Genomic DNA, 2,625 nt, shown 5'->3' with positions numbered 1-2,625 from the left:
GTTTATTTCAAGTTTCTCGTAAATATTATTTTATTTTACACAGTAATGATTTGATTTTAGCAGAATGATTTAAATTTAATATAAATTTAGCTATTGTTTTGATTGTTAATTAAACAATGAATGATAGTGTATTGGTTATTAATAAATGATTATAGATTGTGGCTTTGCAAAGAATATAATATTTAATTTAATGTTTATGGAATTATAATCTATACATTTGTATTTTAGGGATTATGCGGGAGATAAGAGATTATATGCTGAGCATTTTCTGGATAAAAAATATAAAAATAAAATAAAATTGTAAATGTATTCTTTATAAAAAATACTTTTTTTAACCCGTTGATATGATAATTGTTTTTTTATAAAGAAAACCTAAAAAATCATAAAAAATTTATCATCAAATAAAAAAAAGATAATGATTTGTATCATTTTTATGCTAGGATTGTGTGAGTTAAATCTCATAAAGTTAAATTTAAAGGACTTAATTTATGCGAATACATGAATGAAAAATACCTGTATTGAATAATATTTAATCTATTTAGGCTGAAGTTATCTCCCAATTTTAGTGTAAAAAATATACATAAATTTTGCTGATTTATTTTTATAAAATATTTCGGTAAGGGTATTGTTTTGCATTTTTTTTGTTGAAGTTTATTTAGTCTATTTTTGATTTTAAATTAATGGTTTTTCTATTTTTTGTAATTATTTTAATCCTTGTGCTTTATTGATTTGTGCTGGATGGAATATAGATTTAATTGAATATCATATAAAGATAATACGAGATATAAATGATCTGTTTTTTCATCTAAATCTGCTTATTTTAATGTTGTGATTTTATCGATTATTTTTAATGTCGGAGTACGGTGATGTCAAAAGTTATTTTGATGGTAGTGACTGCTGCAATAGGTATGACAGCCTGTGTAAGCAATCAGTATCAAAAACCATCAAATTTAAGGTTTCAAGAGAAAAGTTTGACGAACAATCAAATTGTTCTTGTGAAAAGAGATGAAAAGCTTTGTTCTGGGGATACCGCAACACATCAAAAGTGTGCGATTGATTTCTATATTGATCGTATACAAGCAGGGAACTTTTATATAAATAATACGGCAAAGTATCACTTAAAGTCTGAAGTTTATAATTTTAAAGTGAAAAATTGCAATACTGAATCATGCTTAAGCTGTGATGTTGATGTAGATGTGCAAAAGTTGAATAGTCATAATTTTTTACTTTCAGTAGATGGAGAGGGAAAACCGTTTATTTTAAATGACGGTCAGACGCTTCAATGTTCTAACAAAAGTGAACCCACTCAAACTGTCGTACCTCAAATGTAATCATACTTAATTATCGATTTATTTTTTACTCATAAATATCTCCCAACCCCCATCAAAAATTTCATTTTTGTAGGGTTTCTGCGTGCATATTTTTAAGTAATTGATTTTTTTTAAAAGATAAATGTACATAATCTCCTTAGGTAAAAAATGGCTAATTTTGTTGTAATTGAAAAAGATTCTTTAAGTAAATCAACGGTAGATACCAACCATATCACTTTGTCAGAAGCATCAATTATTCATACTAAAATGAATAGAGATGATGTGGCTGAATATATTCGAGATGGTGATCATTTATTATTAAAGCTTAAAAATGGTGAAGTGATTGTTATTGAAAACTTCTTTGTAGTTCACCAAGAAGTAACTTCAGATTTAGTCTTTGAAGATGAAGATGGTTGTATTTTATATTGGTTTGATGGAGTTTCAGGCTTTAAAGAAATCACAGGGCTGGAAGCATTATTACCTGAAGCAAGTAGTCATTTGACTGGAATGCTTCCTTGGCTGATTGGGACAGGTGTAGTCGGTGGTGTCATCGCAGCAACACATGATAATGATAAAAATAAAGAAAATATTCCCAATGGGAAAAATAGTGTTGAAGTAAAAACGGATGGCTCAATCATTGGTAAAACAGAAAATATTCCTGAAGGAACGAAAGTTGTTATTACCATTACAGGACAAGACAAGAACGGAAATACATTAAGCAAAGACATCGAAGTTACTGTTCAGCCAGATGGAAGCTATACAGCTGAAGTTCCAGAAGAATTTGTGGATGGTGATTTGACTGTAAGTTCAGAAGTTGTTGATCGTAATGGCAATACTGTTCAAGCGGAAGATCAGTTAGGTAAAAATGCGACTGATGATCCAAATACTCCAGAGGACGAAAGTGCTGGGCTTGATCGTGTAGACAGTAACATAGACATTCACATTGATAATACAGGTAAAATCACTGGAACCACCAAGGATGTTGCACCGAATAGCGATGTGGTGATTAGCATCACCGGTAAAGATGCAGCAGGCAAAGATGTCGTGATTCACAAGACGGTGAAGACCGATGCCGATGGCAACTACCAAACAGAACTTACGGTCGCTGATGGCATCGTAGATGGTTCAAGTGTCACTGTTGAAGCCACGACCACAGATCGCAACGGTCAAGGTGTTGGACCCGCAAGCGATCATCTTGCAGGTCAAGGCGATAACGACAGCGATCCAAATACGCCTGACGATACTGGCTTAGACTTGGTCACAGCTGAGATCACGGTTGAGATCAATACAGCAGGTAAAATCACTGGAACCACCA

General features: G+C 31.8%; 2 protein-coding genes. Both read left to right on the top strand.

Annotation, left to right across the window (positions count from 1 at the left end; all coding sequences use genetic code 11):
• Window positions 1-866: 866 nt before the first annotated feature.
• Window positions 867-1,331, top strand: a complete 465-nt coding sequence (locus tag AC1Z3T_RS21045) for a hypothetical protein (RefSeq protein WP_263511903.1) — start codon at window positions 867-869, stop codon at window positions 1,329-1,331.
• Window positions 1,332-1,478: 147 nt separating this feature from the next.
• Window positions 1,479-2,625: BapA/Bap/LapF family prefix-like domain-containing protein (locus AC1Z3T_RS21040; protein ID WP_483396979.1), on the top strand; the 1,147-nt coding region annotated here is incomplete at its 3' end.

It is taken from the genome of Acinetobacter sp. B-6 (assembly GCF_056930735.1).
The sequence above is the reverse complement of the archived record's forward strand: the minus strand, read 5'-3'. Positions and strand labels throughout refer to the sequence as shown.

Bases quoted from the DNA above. Each gene is read 5' to 3' on its own strand.
- AC1Z3T_RS21045 (WP_263511903.1), top strand. From the start codon at position 867: ATGTCAAAAGTTATTTTGATGGTAGTGACTGCTGCAATAGGTATGACA.